Consider the following 16,319-nt stretch of genomic DNA (forward strand, 5'->3'; position numbering starts at 1 on the left):
CAAAGGTTAGCTTATCTGCCGAAAATTTTCTTTGAATTTTCAGAAGTCGGCTAGAAGCCGACAATGGCATCCTCTGGCATTCCCGCCATCACATCTTGATCCAGTCCGGAAATGGTCACATTTCGCGATCTATCCACAGCCGAGATCAAGGCAAAACTTCCGTCAGGGAAACGGCTCGCCATTAAAAGTCGCTTATAGGCCAACGGGATAAGCTCCCCCCCTGCAGTACTTCTTGGCATCTGCGTGACAACCTCGTCGAGGCGGACCCCGCCGTTCGCCTGAACCTCACGAAAGGGAAAATCCAACATCGCTTCAAACTCTGGCCCACCGGGGAAATTCCCCAACGGACGCCCGATGCTGCTCCGTGCATTTTCCCAACCCCACCAACTTGTGTAAAATGATTCTTGTCCGACCTCGATACAAATCCAACCACTGGGGGAATCCCTGTAGACCAAAACATAAGGCCGAATTTGTTGAAAATTTTCGTGCTCCAATCGACCTTCGCTTCGGACCCAGGCGGAGAATGCCTCTTTAATCATCTGCGATTCGCCATCCCATATCTGGGTGAGAGGCCGCTGTTGCTGATAGAAGTTCCACCCATTCGGCGTCTCGTGCGAAAGACGCAATAGGCCACCGCTGCTACGGGTATTGCCTTGTATCCAAACCTTTCCGCGGGCCAGAAACTCGCGTGCTTCGGGCAAAGCTTCTTCACCACGGAGTGTTAGTCGATACCGGCGCTCATCGACCTCAAACATCGGTGCGCCTAAATACTCTTCGATTTGGGCAATGTGACGCCGCACTGTTTGCCTGGTACTGCCTAACAGACGCACCGCTTGGCTTAGGTTCAACGTGTCCGCGAGAACAGTAAAAGATCTAACCATTTCATACAGTAAGGGCGGAATCCGGTCTACATCAAGATCAACTGGCTTTTGGCTGTCGATACTGTTCATAAAGCACCAGTGGTAAATCAATCATACATTAACGCATTATTCATAATACATGCGTGGCCACTTTGTAACCACAAATTGAATAAATCTATCCAATTGAACGGGAAGAGAGATTTGGGGATGACTATTTCAACAACAACCGGAGGTAATGAAAATGTCACATCCAGTGGATATCCACGTTGGCAAAAAACTAAAACAAATTCGCACGCTGCGTCGGCTTTCCCAAACTGATGTTGCAAAGCGCCTAAAGCTGTCGTTTCAACAAATTCAAAAGTACGAAATTGGATCGAACCGCGTTGCCGCCAGCCGCCTGTTTGAACTGTCTCAGATTTTAGACGTAACGCCCGCGTATTTCTTTGAAGGCCTTCACGACAACACCAATGACGCCCCAGCGTCAGACCCAAGCATTGAAATTGTGAGCGCGCTTGCCGCGATACATGATGACGCGCTGAAAACGCGCATTGTCACCTTTATCGAAGACGTCTCTGGGTTGACCGTCGCACGTCAGGGATAGGTTTTACCCCAAAAGCCCCCGACGCACCAAGTTTGCGCCAGCAACTAACAAGATGACCAGCGTCGCTTTTTTAAACGATGCTTGGTCAATCTTGTCCATCACACGACCACCAAGCCACATCCCCAGCAACGCTGGCAGGATCATCGCCGCTGAAAATGGAGCGGTTTCCGCGCGCAAAACGCCTGAGCCAAAGTGCGAGAAAAGCAGCAGCACAGCACCAAGTCCGTAAATGACACCTTGAACGCGCATCTGGTCATGCTTTGGGGTACCAAGAGCGGTCAGATAAGCGACTGTCGGCGGGCCCCAAACGGCTGAAACGCCGCCAACTGCACCGGCGAAGAAGCCAATAAATGCTTCCAATTTTGCCGATCGATGAGACAACGCAAAACTGCGCCCCGTCACTTGCCAAAGGGCGAACAGCGTGATCGGGACACCAATGACCAGCAACATTGTATCGGCCGCGAGGTAGCGAACCGTTTGCGCAGACAAGCAAAGTGCAATGCCGCCCGCAATCAGAAAAACTTTAAACATTTTCATAGATGCCCACGCAGCACCAAAGCCCTGACGTAGAGCCTGAAACATATTCGTAATGACTGTTGGAAAAATCAGCCCCGCCAGCGCGAGCTCCGGCGACAGAAACATCGTCAGGCCAGAGATCAAGACCAAAGGCATTGCAAAGCCAACGACACCCTTAATAAAACCTGCAACCAACGCAATACCGAAGGCAAACAGCCACTCATGCGGAGTCAAAAGTGCTAGCAACATATCCATATCGCCCCTCATACCAAGATTGAAGCCGAGCGCACGTGAAATCCTCAAGGTAATTTAAAACCAAATTGCCGCACTCAAACGTATCTTTATTGTGCTGCAGCTGCGAAAGGTCTATGTCATCCTCAAGCAAACAAGGGAGCAACCAGATGGCACATGACGGACACGACGTGATTTCCAGTGGGCAGGTCGTGATTGACGATCTTCTCGCAATCACCAAATCGACGCTGCCCCACGTGGATAACCTTTTGCAGGCTGCCAAGACGGCTGTCCGCGCGACGGTATCGCAAGATGAAAAAATTTCTAACGCGCTCGTCGAGGAAAACCAAACTGCCGCGCATGGCTTGGCCTGGCTGGCGACCTATGCTCAATCACTGACGCAAATGCAGCTCTGGTCAGAAAAGCTAGAGGCCGAAGGAAACTTTCTCGAGACAGAACAGCTGATCCATCAAATCGCGTTTGGTGAATATCTTTGCCAGATCTGCGGCGGCATCCAGATGAACCAAGGGGAAATTCTGCGCCTTCATGATTTGGGGATATCCAACGAGGACCAGCAAGCCTTTACCAGCACTAGCATCGAGACGCTTAAACGCGCCGGCAACACCCAAACGGCACGCACCCGGCTGGTCGAACTCATGCAAGAGCAAAGCGCAAACATCACCGTCGGGCGGTCCGGCCTTGACGAAGAGCTGGAGATGATCCGCGAACAATTCCGCCGCTATGCCGTTGAAAAAGTAGAGCCCTTTGCGCATGAATGGCATCTCAAGGATCAACTGATCCCGATCGGAGTCATCAACGAGCTGGCCGAGATGGGCGTATTTGGCCTGACCATCCCGGAAGAATTTGGCGGCTTTGGCCTATCCAAAGCTTCCATGTGTGTCGTGTCTGAAGAGCTGTCGCGCGGTTACATCGGGGTCGGCTCACTCGGCACGCGGTCTGAAATCGCTGCAGAGCTGATCATCGCAGGCGGTACGGATGCCCAAAAGGAAAAATGGCTCCCTCGGATTGCCAGTGCAGAGACTCTCCCCACCGCGGTATTCACTGAACCCAACACTGGGTCCGACCTTGGCTCTTTGCGCACACGCGCGGTGAAGGATGGCGAAGATTACAAGATAACAGGCAATAAAACATGGATCACGCATGCAGCGCGCACCCATGTCATGACGCTCTTGGCCCGAACCGATCCGCAGACCTCGAACTACAAAGGTCTGTCAATGTTCCTAGCCGAGAAAACGCCCGGCGATGACGAGAACCCCTTCCCTTCCGAAGGCATGACCGGCGGCGAGATCGAAGTGCTCGGCTACCGCGGCATGAAAGAATACGAGCTTGGGTTCGATGGCTTCCACGTCAAAGGGGAAAACCTTCTGGGTGGCGAAGAGGGCAAAGGTTTCAAACAGTTGATGGAAACCTTTGAAAGCGCGCGCATCCAAACCGCTGCACGCGCCATCGGAGTCGCACAATCCGCGCTCGACATCTCTATGCAGTATGCGATTGATCGCAAGCAGTTCGGCAAGTCCCTCATCAATTTCCCTCGCGTGTCGTCCAAACTGGCAATGATGGCGGTTGAGATTATGATCGCGCGTCAGCTCACGTATTTCTCCGCTTTCGAAAAGGATGAAGGCCGTCGTTGCGATGTCGAAGCGGGTATGGCCAAGCTTCTAGGCGCACGTGTTGCGTGGGCAGCAGCGGACAACGGCTTGCAAATCCACGGCGGGAATGGTTTTGCCCTCGAATACAAAATAAGCCGTGTCCTTTGTGATGCGCGTATCCTCAACATCTTTGAGGGTGCCGCAGAGATTCAGGCGCAGGTCATCTCGCGCCGGTTGCTCGGATAAAGCTCGGGCAGCCTGACGCGTGAAATCGTCTGGCTGCCTATCCTGACCCTATGATCAAGCTGACCTCCCTCTTACTGGCTATCACCCTGACGACCCAGTGCAGTCAGGACGAGACTCTGCGGGCCTATGGGGCCGCCGACCGCCTATGGCGCTTGCAAGAACTGAACGGGGTCGCGTTCTCAGCAAACACACAGCTGTCCTTTCCGGAAAAGGAACAGGTTATCGTTCAAGGCCCCTGCAATCGGATGTCCGGCACGAACAAACTGCCCTACCCTTGGTTTTCTTTCACGCTCATATCCTCCACCAAAAAGGCATGTCCTGATCTAAGCCAAGAAAACATCGTTATCGACGCGCTCAACAACGCCACCCTCGTCGAGATTCTGAATGACGTTATGATTCTGTCTAACACCGAAGACCTTAATATGGTGTTTCGCGCCGTCGACTAAATGCCTCTACGTAGCGCGCGCGCGCTTCGGGGAGGGGCTTGTCCCCTAGATCGCGCGCCAGATGCCGCTCCAGGAAATATCCCGTGGTTTTGAACGCCAGTGCAATATCCGCATCGCTCGCATCCCCTTCCCCGCGTAAAACGGGAGACAATGGCAGCATTTTATCAACCCACTCCCCCGCCCCTTCCCGGGTCACAGCACGCCCCGTTTTCGGGGACACGAAGACCAGCCCGCTGGTCCGTCCAGTCACCGCACAGGCGCTCAGATCAAGACCATACCCCAGTTCATCCAGCAAGCTGACTTCCCACTGAAGATAGGCCAACGGCCACAGATCGCCTTGCCCTAACAGGTCCAGCAACGCCTCGGTGCGCCGATATAGCGGAGCGTGCGGCTCGCGTTCGGGCAATGCAAAGGCAAGCAGCCCCGTCACCGCATTCAAACCCGCAAGGCTAAGCCGATCATGCATAGCCAGTGCCGCACGGCTGCGCACAGGTTCAACGGTGAACGCGCCGATATGATCCTCAAGCCGCGCGCGCCATGCGATGTCTAACTGCGCGCCCGGTTGAAGAATTGGGGCAATCTTGCGACTGGTACCGCCGCGCACGATCCCGGCATGGCGGCCGCGCTCGGGGGTGAACACCTCGATGATGGCCGATGTCTCACCATGGCGGCGCGCGCTTAGCAAAATGCCTTGATCGCGCCATTCCATCAGCTCAGCCCGTCATCATGCAGCAGATGCCGACCCTGCCTGTCTTCGACCTCGATCACCCATAGGTCCGGATCAAAGCCGCGCTGCCGGCTGATCGACGCATCAACCTCCGGCTCCTGTCCGCTTGTCATTTCAACCCAGGTCCGCTCACCACTGATTAAATCGAAACTTTTCTGAAAAAGCTGGGCATTTCCATCGAGCGTTGCGAGCTTCACTAGAACAGCGCCGCCGGTGTCATCCCCATGCGCGACCACGAACGCGGGAATATCATACACCCGCAGCCGCGCTAGATAGGCATCGACCCAGAACCGCGCGGTCAGCCGGGCCATGACAGCCCCGTCGTTCCAAATGGTGTAAAATCCTCCCCGAAGGGTCGGGCCGCACCAAACCTAGACATTGCCGTCTTTGAACTCCAACCCCATCTCGGAGTAGCGCTCCGCCTCATCCAGCCAGTTCGGGCGCACTTTGACCTGCAAAAACAGGTGCACTTTTCGGCCGAGGAATTCTTCAAGCTCCTCGCGAGAGGCTTTGCTGACCGCCTTGATCGTTTCGCCCTTGTTGCCAAGCACGATACCCTTGTGACCGTCACGTACTACATAGATCAACTGATCCACCCGCGCAGAGCCGTCTTTACGCTCTTCCCAGTTTTCCGTCTCGACCGTCAGCTGATAGGGCAGCTCCTGATGCAGACGCAGGGTCAGTTTCTCACGGGTCATTTCGGCGGCGATCATGCGCATGGGCAGATCGGCGATCTGATCTTCGGGATAGAGCCACGGCCCCTCGGGTAATTCGCCCGCCAGCCATTGGCGCAATGTATCCACACCATGCCCCCGCTCGGCCGAAATCATGAATGTTTCGGCAAAATCATAACGGTCGTTCATCTCTTTGCTCAGCCCCAACAGGACCGGAGCTTCGACACGGTCGATCTTGTTGATCGCAAGCGCGACCTTGCGTCCCTGACCAATGTCGGCGAGGCCTTCCAGGATACGCTCGACCCCTTCGGTGATCCCGCGGTTGGCCTCGATCAGCAGAATGACAACATCGGCATCCGCAGCGCCCCCCCAAGCCGCGGCCACCATGGCGCGGTCCAGACGGCGACGGGGCTGGAACAGACCGGGGGTGTCCACGAACACAAGCTGGCTTTCCCCTTCCATCGCAACCCCACGAATGCGGGCGCGTGTGGTCTGCACCTTATGGGTCACGATCGACACTTTCGCGCCGACCATGCGGTTCAGCAACGTCGATTTGCCCGCATTGGGCTCGCCGATCAGGGCGATAAATCCGGCGCGCGTGGTCATGAGGGTCTCTCCAATTGGGCCAAGAGCGTCTTGGCAGCGGCCTGTTCGGCCTGACGTTTCGATGGGGCTGACGCGACGGCGCTGGCCCCGTTTTCAATCCGGGCGGTGATGGTAAACACCGGGGCGTGGTCTGGCCCCTGCCGGTCGGTCTGAACATAGGCGGGGGGCGGCAAGCCGCGCGCTTGCGCCCATTCTTGCAGCGCAGTCTTGGCGTCGCGGGCGTCTTGCTTGACCTGCATCACGCGGTCACCCCACAATCGCAGGATCAACGCTTTGGCCTCGTCAAATCCGCCATCCAGATAGACAGCCGCGATGATAGCCTCGATCGCGTCCCCCAACAACGCCTGCTTGCGGCGACCGCCAGACAACATCTCTGACCGGCCAAGCTTCAGCACGGCGCCCATGTCGATCTCGCGCGCGACCTCGGCGCAGGCTTCCTTGCGCACCAACGCATTGAACCGCGGGGCCAGCTGCCCTTCGGTTGCGGCGGGATCAAGTTTCAGCAGCGCTTCGGCCATAACCAGCCCCAGAACGCGATCCCCCAGAAACTCAAGCCGCTGGTTGTCGTCACGATTGGCCGACGACATAGAGGCATGGGTCACCGCGCGGTTCAACAGCTCCGGCTTGGCAAAGTGGTACCCGATGCGGCCTTCAAAGGCCTTGAGATCAGCGTTTAACTTCACTTGATCGCCTTAAAGAAACGATCGCTGCGCCACGTCCAGAAGAACAACATCGACCGACCGGCCGAGCTGAACATGATCCGGTCCGCGCGGCCGATCAGGTTTTCATACGGCACGAAACCGACGCCACCGGCCTGCTGTGCCAGGCGGCTGTCGGCAGAGTTGTCGCGGTTGTCGCCCATGAAAAAGTAATGCCCTTCTGGCACCGTGTAGACACCGGTATTGTCCGACGCCTGATTGCCAATGTTCAGGATCGCATGTTCGACCCCATTGGGGAGCACTTCGATCTGACGGGATTTTTCGCATACACCACCGGCACCGACAGCACCGTTCTCGCAACGCGGACGCATACCTTGCGGGCCCTGACGGTCCATCACCTCTTCGAAGACACCATCGTCACGCAGTTCCACCGCCGTGCCATTGATGCTAACCACACCACCAGTGATCTGAACCTTGTCACCCGGCAAGCCGATCAGACGCTTGATGTAATCGCGACCAGACACGGGATGACGGAAGACCACCACATCGCCGCGCTCGGGCTCTGACCCGAATAAACGCGTGTTGTCACCGTCAAACACACCGCAGACGTCTTTTGCGTCGACCTCAATACCGAACCGCGGCATCATCACGCTGGGACAGGATGCGTAGGAATAGCCATAGGCCATTTTGTTCACGAACAGGAAATCCCCGATCAACAACGTCTCTTTCATCGACCCCGAAGGGATCCAGAAAGGCTGGAAAAACAGGGTCCGAAAGACCCCTGCGATCAACAGCGCATAGACGATTGTTTTGATGGTTTCGACAAAGGCGTTGCCGGTTTTCTCTTTGGCGGCCATTTTGGCGCTCCTGTTCATGCGTTCGAGCGTTACATGCGGGTGCCATTGACGCAAGTCAAGCAACCCTGCCCCCGATCCAACGACCGAATGAGCTATGATCTGCCGTTAGGTCTGAATACCTGCCTTGGGGCGGGCTTCGATGACGACAAAGGCCTGCGCCCAAGGGTGGTCATCTGTCAGCGTGACATGGATGATCGCCTCGTGGCCGTCGGGTGTCATTTTGGCCAAACGCTCCGCCGCCCAGCCGGTGACCTCCATCACGGGCTGGCCGGTGCGCAGGTTGCTCACCGCCATGTCGCGCCAAGCGATCCCCATGCGCAGACCGGTGCCAAGCGCCTTTGAGCATGCCTCTTTCGCGGCCCAGCGCTTGGCGTAGGTGCCCGCGACATCACGGCGACGTTCGGCCTTTTGCTGTTCAACCTCGGTGAACACGCGATTGCGGAAACGGTCGCCAAAGCGGTCCAGCGTGCCTTGAATCCGTTCGATATTCGCGAGGTCGGTGCCGATGCCCAAAATCATGCCGCGCCCTCAACCCTTGCGGGCGTCATCCATCAGGCGGCGCATCTCGGCGATGGCGGGGCCAAGGCCCAGAAAGATCGCCTCGCCAATCAGGAAATGCCCGATGTTCAGCTCTTGCACCTCGGGAAAGGCGGCGACGGGGCTGACGGTATCATAGGTGAGACCGTGGCCCGCGTGCACCTCAAGCCCCAAATCATGGGCGAATTTTGACATCTCTTCGAGCTTTTGCAGCTCCTTTTGTGCTTCCTCCCAATGCCCTTCGGCATAGGCGTCGCAATAGGCACCGGTGTGCAGTTCGATCACCTCTGCTCCGATGCGGTTCGCCGCCTCGATCTGGCGCTGATCAGCGGCGATGAAGATGCTGACGCGGCTGCCCGCTTCGCGCAGAGGAGCAATGAAATGCGCCAGCCGGTTTTCCTCGCGTGCGACTTCAAGCCCGCCTTCGGTTGTCCGCTCTTCGCGCTTTTCCGGCACGATGCAGACGGCATGGGGCTTGTGGCGCAGGGCGATGGCCTGCATCTCTTCCGTGGCGGCCATCTCGAAGTTGAGCGGCACGTTCAACACCTCTTGCAGCCCTTCGATATCCGCATCGGTGATGTGGCGACGATCCTCGCGCAGGTGCGCGGTGATGCCATCAGCGCCTGCCTCTTGCGCGGCGCGGGCTGCGCGCAGCGGGTCCGGATAGGCACCGCCGCGCGCATTCCGCACAGTCGCCACGTGGTCAATATTTACGCCCAGCCGAAGCTTACCTTGTGCCGCCATGATCTTTCCCCTCCAGAGCCGCCTGCTCTGCCTTGCGTTTCGCCTCGGCCTTGGCCGAGGCTTTCTTTTTCAACAAATCGAACTTGGCCTTGATCGCGCCCTTGCGCCGCTTTTGATAGGCCCGCAGCAAGGGCACGGCCAGATAATAGGCGATCGTGGCACAGATCATGCCGGGCACGATCCCCCCGATCAGATACGGATAGAACACCTGATGCCAGAAGACCTCAAGCCCCGACCAATCCATGTCGCGGCTGGTAAAGATCGCTACAAAATTGGCCAATAAATCGTGACCGGCGTCAAAGAACTTGCCCCCGAAGGACCGATGCTCCCCCGTCCGCATGTGGGAACCGAGAATCCAGTGCCCCATGGACAGCGATGACAACCCGATCGGTACATAGGTCAGCGGATTGCCAAAAAACGTCCCCATCAATGCGGCCAGCAGATTGCCTCGCATGACACGCGATACCAGCGCCGCCACGATAAAATGCATACCGTAGAAGGGCGTAAACGTGGTAAAAACGCCAGCCCAGATGCCACGCGCAATGCGTTCGGGCGTATCAGGCAAGCGGCGCATCCGGTGTTTGACATAGTGAAACGCCCGCGTCCAACCACCCCGAGGCCACATGAATTCAGCCATCGCGCGCACTGTCGGCTTTGGATCGCGGCGTTTGAAAATCAACAGTTCGTCCTTGGGTCAGTGCAGTCCGGGCGGATCATGCGTCTTTGGTACCTGCCTTGAACAAGTCGGGGTTCCGGTATCGGCTGATCTCAGCGACCTCGCTCTCGGCCTCCAACATCGGGATCAAAGAATGCAGATGCGCAATGTCTCGCAATTCTACGTAGATCAACAACCGGTAAAAGTCAGGCTTGCGGTCCAAAAATTCCAGATCTGCGATATTGGCAGAGGATTGGCCGATCAGCGTACAAATCCGCCCGAGCACGCCCGCCCCATTGCCGATGGTCAGATCCAGTGTCGCCCCATAGATCGCGGGATGTGGCCCGTCGTGCCAACGCAGGTCCAGCCAGCGTTCGGGCTGGTCCTCGTAATGCGACAGACGCTCGCAATCGATGGTGTGGATTTTGACGCCCTGCCCGCGGAAGGTGATGCCGACAATGCGTTCCCCCGGCAGCGCCTGACAACAAGGCGACCGGTCAAAGGATTGCCCCGCTTCCAGCCCCACCACCGCGCGCTTGCGATCAACATGCTCGCCGGGTTTGGGGCGCAGGTTGGGATAGACGGCCTGCACCACCTCTTGGCCCGTCAGTTCGGCAGAGCCAAGTTGCGCCAAAAGCTCCTCGGCGCTGGAGAGACGCAGGTTACGGGCCGCGGTGCGTAGCACTTTCTCCGTCGCCGATTTATTCATCTGCTCGAAGGCAGAGCGGGCAAGTTCGCGCCCAAGGCTGACAAAGCGCGCGCGATCCAGTTCACGCAGCGACCGACGGATCGCCGTCTTGGCCTTGCCCGTCGTTGCGATATCCAGCCATGTCGCCTGCGGTGTCTGACCTTGGGCGGTAATAATCTCGATCGACTGGCCGTTTTTCACCCGCGTCCACAAAGGCACGCGCATCCCGTCGATCTTGGCGCCGACGCAGGCAGAACCGATTCGCGTGTGGATCGCATAGGCAAAATCAATCGGCGTCGCCCCACGCGGCAGCTTGACCACCTCCCCCTTGGGGGTAAAGCAGAACACCTGATCGGCGTACATCTCAAGCTTGACCGCCTCGAGGAAATCCTCGTGGTCCTCCTCTGAATCGAGCTGCTCTGTCAGTTGCGCGACCCATTTGACCGGATCAACAGCAAAGGGGTTCCGCGACCGCACGCCATCGCGATAGGACCAATGCGCCGCCACACCGGATTCAGCGACATCATGCATCTGCCGCGTTCTGATCTGCACCTCGACCCGCTTACCATCACGGCCAGAGACGGTGGTATGGATCGACCGGTAACCGTTTGTCTTGGGCTGGCTGATATAATCCTTGAACCGCCCCGGCACGGCCCGCCAGCGCCGATGGATGGTGCCAAGCGCGCGATAACATTCATCCTCCGAGGTGGTGATAACGCGGAAACCGTAAATATCTGATAAACGGGAAAAGGATTGCTGCTTTTCCTGCATCTTGCGCCAGATCGAATACGGTTTTTTCGCCCGCCCAAAGACTTCGGCCTCGATCCCGGCTTTCTCAAGCTCGTGCCGCATGTCGCCGGTGATTCGCTGGATGACATCGCCCGTTTCGCGCTGAAGGGTGATAAAGCGCCGGATGATCGACTGCCGCCCTTCCGGGTTGAGCACGCGAAAGGCCAAATCCTCAAGCTCTTCGCGCATCCATTGCATCCCCATACGCCCCGCAAGAGGCGCATAGATATCCATTGTTTCACGTGCTTTCTGGATCTGCTTGTCAGGGCGCATCGACTTGATCGTGCGCATATTATGCAGCCGATCCGCCAACTTGACTAAGATGACCCGCAGGTCTTTCGACATTGCCATGAACAGCTTACGAAAGTTCTCGGCCTGTTTTGTCTCGTTGGAATTCAGTTGCAGGTTGGTCAGCTTGGTCACGCCATCGACCAGCTCAGCGACATCATGTCCGAACTTATCATCGACGCTGCTATAGGACGCTTTCGTGTCCTCGATCGTGTCGTGCAGCAATGCGGTGATGATGGTCGCATCGTCCAGCTGCTGTTCGGTCAAAATAGCCGCGACAGAGACAGGATGCGTGAAATAGGGCTCTCCGGAATGGCGGAACTGGCCCTCGTGCATCTGCTGGCCATACTCATAGGCCAGCCTGATCTGATTTTCGTTCGTCTTAGGGTTATAGGCGCGCACAAGCGCGATAAGGTCGTCAGCCGTAATGTCGGCGGTATTCATACCTGTCCTGCCTATAAGCCCCGAAGGGCGCGGGCCTTAGCCCTGCCCTTGTGCCGCCATCAACTGCCGCAGCAGCATCTCTTCGGACATGCTGTCCTCTTCGGGCTTGTCTTGCTCAGCCCCCATAAGAAGCGCCATTGCGTCCTCTTCGGGTTCATCAACCTCGATCTGGTTCTGGTTGCTTTCGATCAGACGCTCGCGCAGCTCGTCGGCCGATTGGGTTTCATCCGCAATCTCGCGCAGGGACACGACAGGGTTTTTGTCGTTATCGCGATCAACAGTAACCGTAGAACCTGCCGCAATTTCACGCGCACGATGCGCGGCAAGCATGACAAGCTCGAACCGGTTTGGCACTTTATCTACACAATCTTCGACAGTGACGCGGGCCATGGGGATGCTCCAATCATGAATGCTGCAAGAAGCCGACTATTTAGAAGCCATCGGCGGAATTTACAAGGGCCTATTCCAGCGGCCATACCCCCTTTTTATCTGCCTCTGGCAGGTCATTCAACATCTCGCGAACGGTTTTGCCGATTAGAGGATGACGCCAATCCGGCGCGATGTCGGCCAGCGGCACCAAAACAAAGGCGCGATCCTGAAGCCGTGGGTGCGGCAGGATCAGCTGGTCGGGCGCTTTGGCCATCTGCTGTTCAAGCGGAATCTCCCGCCAATCGGTCTGGGTCTGGACATCCGGCGACACCACATCCCCCATCGCGATCAGGTCCAGATCGACCGTCCGAGGGGCCCAACGGCTATGCCGCTCGCGCCCAAGCTCTGCTTCAACGGCATGAAGAATAGCTAAAACTTGATCAGGCTCACCCTCCGCCCTTATACTAGCGGTTGTATTTACGAAATTCGGACCTGACCCTGCGGGAAACGCATAGGTTGAATAGAACGGGCTAAGCGCGACAACCTGCACGCCCATACCAACCATAATTTCAAGGGCGCGGCACAGAGTTTCTGCCGGCCCCCCCGCAACTGATGATTGATTGCTGCCGAGGGCGATCAGCGCGCACTTGCCGATTTCACCCCCCTTGGGGTCAGGGATGGCCAATGTCTTCACTTGCTGCCTCTCGAAAAAACCTTAGTTAGTATTGTATTCATAGTCGGAAACTAAATTTGAAACATTTCGTTTTATAGCGGCTCTACACGACGCAAATTTACGACGCAAATTTCCGAACGACGTGTATTAGGAAGGCACTTCATGTTCTACAAGGACGAACGGCTAGCTTTGTTCATCGACGGCTCCAACCTTTATGCAGCTGCCAAGAACCTGGGTTTTGACATTGATTACAAGCTACTGCGGCAGGAATTCATGCGCCGCGGCAAACTGCTGCGTGCCTTTTACTACACCGCTTTGCTGGAAAACGACGAATACTCTCCCATACGCCCGCTGGTCGACTGGCTGAACTATAACGGGTTCTCCATGGTGACCAAACCGGCGAAAGAATACACCGACAGCATGGGCCGCCGGAAGGTCAAAGGGAACATGGATATCGAGCTTGCGGTCGACGCGATGGAGCTTGCGCCACATCTTGACCACATCGTGATCTTCTCCGGTGACGGCGATTTCCGCCCGTTGGTCGAAAGCCTTCAACGCCAAGGCGTGCGCGTCTCTGTCGTCAGCACGATCCGTAGCCAACCTCCCATGATCTCGGACGATCTGCGCCGCCAAGTGGACAACTTTATCGAACTTGAAGACCTGCGCGACGTTATTGGCCGGCCTCCACGTGAAACATCTGACGAATAACCCGCGACTGCGCGCCTAAATCTCCGCATCCCTCTCGCGCCCGCAATCAGTGCGCGCGCATTTGAAGCATCAGACTGTGCCGCCGCTGGTCTGGACGATGCGCCGCGCAACCCTTACCTATGGCCTATGCCCAAGGAGAGTGTGATGACCAAACCGCCTTTGACCCTGTATCTTGCCGCGCCACGCGGTTTCTGTGCGGGCGTCGACCGCGCGATCAAGATCGTCGAGATGGCCATCGAGAAATGGGGCGCGCCGGTCTATGTGCGCCACGAGATCGTGCACAATAAATTCGTCGTCGACGGGCTGCGCGAACGGGGTGCGATCTTTGTCGAGGAACTGTCGGAATGCCCTGATGACCGGCCCGTCATCTTCTCGGCGCACGGCGTACCGAAAGCCGTCCCCGCCAAGGCCGAGGCACGCAATATGGTCTATGTCGACGCGACCTGTCCGCTTGTATCCAAGGTGCATATCGAGGCGCAACGCCACGCCGACGCGGGGCTGCAAATGATCATGATCGGCCACGCGGGCCACCCCGAAACCATTGGCACCATGGGGCAGCTCCCCCCGGGCGAGGTTTTGCTGGTCGAAACGCCTACCGATGTCGAAAACGTCGAGGTGCGCGACCCGAGCAAGCTGGCCTATGTCACCCAAACGACGTTAAGCGTTGATGACACAGCCGAGATTGTCGCCGCCCTGAACAAACGCTTTCCGCAGATCATCGGGCCGCACAAAGAAGACATCTGCTACGCCACGACCAACCGTCAAGAAGCGGTGAAGGCAATGGCGCCGAAGTGTGATGCGATGCTTGTTGTGGGCGCGCCAAACTCATCAAACTCACGTCGTCTGGTCGAGGTCGGATCGCGTGCGGGCTGCGATTACGCCCAGCTGGTGCAGCGCGCGACCGACATCGACTGGCGCAGCCTCGAGGGGATCAAAAGCGTCGGGATCACCGCCGGTGCCTCGGCCCCCGAACAGCTTATCAACGAGGTCATTGACGCGTTCAAAGACCGCTACGATGTGACCACCGAAATGGTCGAAACCGCCGTAGAGAATGTGGAATTCAAAGTCCCCCGTGTGCTGCGGGTGCCTGCATGACCGGTATCCCCCGCGCGCCGCTTTGGCTTGGCCTTGCCGGGCTGATCCCCTTTGTCTGGGGGGCCTTGACCGGGCTGGTTGATCCCTTGGCGAACTGGGGCGCAGCGACGTTCGGCGGCCGTTTTGTCGGGCCATATATCCAGCTGTTCTACGGAACCGTTATTCTTTCCTTCATGTCCGGCGTGCTATGGGGCTTCGCAACCAAGACCAGCGGCGCGAAGGCAACGGCGGGCTATATCCTCGCCGTGATCCCGGCGCTTTGGGCGTTCTTCATGACAAGCGGCGGCCCTGTGGGTGCAGGGCTGAACCTGATGTTCGGTTTTGCGGGTCTACTGGTCCTTGATGCCGCCTTCTGGCACTGGCGTCTTGCGCCGCGCTGGTGGCTAAAGCTGCGCACGCTTCTGACCGCAGTCGTGCTGGCGTGTCTGGCTGTGGGCGTCTTTCTGTAGCAGCGAAACTTGCGGGCGGGGCGTAAATTAGGCTGGACGCCCCCACGCCAGACTAGATAAGGCAGCCCCATGACCAAGCTGATTGCATATACTGATGGTGCCTGTTCCGGCAATCCCGGCCCCGGTGGCTGGGGTGCGCTGATGCGGGCGATGGATGGCGACAAGATCGTTAAGGAGCGCGAGTTGAAAGGCGGCGAACCCGCCACCACCAACAACCGGATGGAGCTGATGGCCGCCATCAGCGCGCTCGAAGCGCTGGCCCGCCCGACCGAGATCACAATCGTCACCGATAGTAACTATGTCAAAAATGGCATCACCGGCTGGATCTACGGCTGGAAGAAAAACGGCTGGAAAAATGCCGCTAAAAGGCCCGTCAAAAACGCCGAGCTTTGGCAGCGGCTGGATGCGGCAAATGCGCGGCATCAGGTCACCTGGGAATGGGTCAAAGGCCACGCAGGCCATCCCGAGAACGAGCGCGCGGATGAACTGGCGCGGGCGGGCATGGCCCCGTTCAAAACCAAATGAGCCTGATCACCCTGCTGGAGTACGCCTCCGTTTTGGTCTTTGCGATCACGGGGGCGCTGGTCGCCAGCCGCGCCCAGCTTGATCTTGTAGGCTTTGCCTTTATCGCCTGTCTCACGGCCTTGGGCGGCGGCACACTGCGCGACCTGTTGCTGGATCGAAACCCGATTTTCTGGATTGCGAACCCCACCCATCTCGCCGTGGGCGTCACTGCCGCAATGGTGGTTTTCTTTACCGCGCATCTTCTCGAAAGCCGCTATCGCGCGCTGCTATGGCTCGATTCCGTGGCGCTCGCCGTGGCGGTTGCTGCGGGTACGGGTGTGGC

Annotated in this window: 21 protein-coding genes; 8 read left to right on the top strand and 13 right to left on the bottom strand. The window is 57.6% G+C overall.

Features of this window, described 5'->3' with window-relative positions; translation table 11 throughout:
- Window positions 1–50: 50 nt before the first annotated feature.
- On the bottom strand, window positions 51–950 hold the full coding sequence (locus GLP43_RS14820; protein ID WP_237279881.1) for a helix-turn-helix domain-containing protein: 900 nt from the start codon (window positions 948–950) through the stop codon (window positions 51–53).
- A 151-nt stretch (window positions 951–1,101) separates the two neighbouring features.
- Here GLP43_RS14820 and GLP43_RS14825 point away from each other — a divergent pair, with 151 nt between their 5' ends.
- Complete coding sequence (locus GLP43_RS14825; protein WP_237279882.1) at window positions 1,102–1,461, top strand: helix-turn-helix domain-containing protein; 360 nt, start codon at window positions 1,102–1,104, stop codon at window positions 1,459–1,461.
- 3 nt (window positions 1,462–1,464) lie between these two features.
- Here GLP43_RS14825 and GLP43_RS14830 read toward each other — a convergent pair whose 3' ends face one another.
- A complete protein-coding gene (locus tag GLP43_RS14830) occupies window positions 1,465–2,232 on the bottom strand; it encodes a sulfite exporter TauE/SafE family protein (protein WP_237279883.1) in 768 nt (255 codons plus the stop codon).
- A 146-nt stretch (window positions 2,233–2,378) separates the two neighbouring features.
- Here GLP43_RS14830 and GLP43_RS14835 point away from each other — a divergent pair, with 146 nt between their 5' ends.
- The gene (locus GLP43_RS14835) at window positions 2,379–4,064 is read left to right on the top strand and encodes an acyl-CoA dehydrogenase family protein (RefSeq protein WP_237279884.1); all 1,686 of its coding nucleotides are present in this window, start codon (window positions 2,379–2,381) and stop codon (window positions 4,062–4,064) included.
- Window positions 4,065–4,114: 50 nt separating this feature from the next.
- Window positions 4,115–4,510: an META domain-containing protein gene (locus GLP43_RS14840; protein ID WP_237279885.1), complete on the top strand. Its 396-nt coding sequence runs from the start codon at window positions 4,115–4,117 to the stop codon at window positions 4,508–4,510.
- Here the strand turns inward: GLP43_RS14840 and recO are convergent.
- The 11 genes from recO to folK all read right to left on the bottom strand — a co-directional run bounded on the left by recO (window position 4,482) and on the right by folK (window position 13,241).
- Entirely contained in the window at window positions 4,482–5,219 is a 738-nt protein-coding gene (gene recO / locus GLP43_RS14845; protein WP_237279886.1) for a DNA repair protein RecO, read from the bottom strand. The genes GLP43_RS14840 and recO overlap by 29 nt on opposite strands.
- Window positions 5,219–5,548 (bottom strand): DUF1491 family protein, encoded by a 330-nt coding sequence (locus GLP43_RS14850; protein WP_237279887.1) that lies wholly within the window; start codon window positions 5,546–5,548, stop codon window positions 5,219–5,221. The genes recO and GLP43_RS14850 overlap by 1 nt, the downstream gene beginning before the upstream one ends.
- A gap of 60 nt (window positions 5,549–5,608) precedes the next feature.
- A complete protein-coding gene (gene era / locus GLP43_RS14855) occupies window positions 5,609–6,517 on the bottom strand; it encodes a GTPase Era (RefSeq protein WP_237279888.1) in 909 nt (302 codons plus the stop codon).
- Entirely contained in the window at window positions 6,514–7,200 is a 687-nt protein-coding gene (gene rnc / locus GLP43_RS14860) for a ribonuclease III (RefSeq protein WP_237279889.1), read from the bottom strand. Before rnc ends, era begins: the two co-directional genes overlap by 4 nt.
- Window positions 7,197–8,033 (bottom strand): signal peptidase I, encoded by an 837-nt coding sequence (gene lepB, locus GLP43_RS14865; RefSeq protein WP_132998191.1) that lies wholly within the window; start codon window positions 8,031–8,033, stop codon window positions 7,197–7,199. The genes rnc and lepB overlap by 4 nt, the downstream gene beginning before the upstream one ends.
- A 105-nt stretch (window positions 8,034–8,138) precedes the next feature.
- Window positions 8,139–8,552 carry a holo-ACP synthase gene (gene acpS, locus GLP43_RS14870; protein WP_074637213.1) on the bottom strand — a complete coding sequence of 138 codons (414 nt, stop codon included), beginning with the start codon at window positions 8,550–8,552 and terminating at the stop codon, window positions 8,139–8,141.
- A 9-nt stretch (window positions 8,553–8,561) separates the two neighbouring features.
- A complete protein-coding gene (locus GLP43_RS14875) occupies window positions 8,562–9,314 on the bottom strand; it encodes a pyridoxine 5'-phosphate synthase (RefSeq protein WP_009825335.1) in 753 nt (250 codons plus the stop codon).
- Entirely contained in the window at window positions 9,298–9,993 is a 696-nt protein-coding gene (locus tag GLP43_RS14880) for a DUF2062 domain-containing protein (protein ID WP_005849937.1), read from the bottom strand. Before GLP43_RS14880 ends, GLP43_RS14875 begins: the two co-directional genes overlap by 17 nt.
- 34 nt (window positions 9,994–10,027) lie before the next feature.
- Complete coding sequence (locus GLP43_RS14885; protein ID WP_005849939.1) at window positions 10,028–12,178, bottom strand: RelA/SpoT family protein; 2,151 nt, start codon at window positions 12,176–12,178, stop codon at window positions 10,028–10,030.
- 36 nt (window positions 12,179–12,214) lie between these two features.
- Complete coding sequence (gene rpoZ, locus GLP43_RS14890) at window positions 12,215–12,568, bottom strand: DNA-directed RNA polymerase subunit omega (RefSeq protein ID WP_005849941.1); 354 nt, start codon at window positions 12,566–12,568, stop codon at window positions 12,215–12,217.
- A gap of 70 nt (window positions 12,569–12,638) precedes the next feature.
- A complete protein-coding gene (folK, locus tag GLP43_RS14895) occupies window positions 12,639–13,241 on the bottom strand; it encodes a 2-amino-4-hydroxy-6-hydroxymethyldihydropteridine diphosphokinase (protein WP_237279890.1) in 603 nt (200 codons plus the stop codon).
- A gap of 141 nt (window positions 13,242–13,382) precedes the next feature.
- Between folK and GLP43_RS14900 the strand changes: the two genes are divergently transcribed.
- The 5 genes from GLP43_RS14900 to GLP43_RS14920 form a co-directional block, all read left to right on the top strand.
- Entirely contained in the window at window positions 13,383–13,928 is a 546-nt protein-coding gene (locus GLP43_RS14900; protein WP_237279891.1) for a LabA-like NYN domain-containing protein, read from the top strand.
- A gap of 144 nt (window positions 13,929–14,072) precedes the next feature.
- Window positions 14,073–15,023, top strand: a complete 951-nt coding sequence (ispH, locus tag GLP43_RS14905) for a 4-hydroxy-3-methylbut-2-enyl diphosphate reductase (RefSeq protein ID WP_237279892.1) — start codon at window positions 14,073–14,075, stop codon at window positions 15,021–15,023.
- Window positions 15,020–15,472, top strand: coding sequence for a DUF3429 domain-containing protein (locus GLP43_RS14910; RefSeq protein WP_237279893.1), 453 nt, complete (start codon window positions 15,020–15,022; stop codon window positions 15,470–15,472). Before ispH ends, GLP43_RS14910 begins: the two co-directional genes overlap by 4 nt.
- A 69-nt stretch (window positions 15,473–15,541) precedes the next feature.
- On the top strand, window positions 15,542–15,997 hold the full coding sequence (gene rnhA / locus GLP43_RS14915) for a ribonuclease HI (RefSeq protein ID WP_237279894.1): 456 nt from the start codon (window positions 15,542–15,544) through the stop codon (window positions 15,995–15,997).
- Window positions 15,994–16,319 (top strand): trimeric intracellular cation channel family protein (locus GLP43_RS14920; protein WP_237279895.1); only part of this gene is annotated, 326 nt, incomplete at its 3' end. The genes rnhA and GLP43_RS14920, both read left to right, overlap by 4 nt.

It is taken from the genome of Sulfitobacter sp. M39, assembly GCF_021735935.1.
Lineage (GTDB): Bacteria > Pseudomonadota > Alphaproteobacteria > Rhodobacterales > Rhodobacteraceae > Sulfitobacter.